General features: G+C 41.6%; 1 protein-coding gene. It reads left to right on the top strand.

Annotation, left to right across the window (positions count from 1 at the left end; translation table 11 throughout):
• The coding region (locus AWV70_RS22655; RefSeq protein WP_153010053.1) for an MFS transporter at nt 1-243 on the top strand (243 nt) is incomplete at both ends.

The raw sequence follows: 243 nt of genomic DNA, 5'->3' as shown, positions 1-243 counted from the left end.
TTTTTTCCCATACTTATTCTGGCTCGATTTATTCAAGGAGCTGGTGCAGCTGCATTTCCAGCACTCGTGATGGTTGTAGTTGCGCGATATATTCCAAAGGAAAATAGGGGTAAAGCGTTTGGTCTTATTGGCTCCATAGTAGCTATGGGAGAAGGTATCGGTCCAGCTATTGGTGGAATGATAGCTCATTTTATCCATTGGTCTTATCTTCTGCTCATTCCAATGATGACAATTATCACTGTT

Source organism: Sporosarcina koreensis, assembly GCF_001531445.1.
GTDB lineage: Bacteria > Bacillota > Bacilli > Bacillales_A > Planococcaceae > Sporosarcina > Sporosarcina koreensis_C.
Note: the sequence above shows the minus strand (reverse complement) of the source record. Positions and strands in the feature narration are given on the sequence as shown.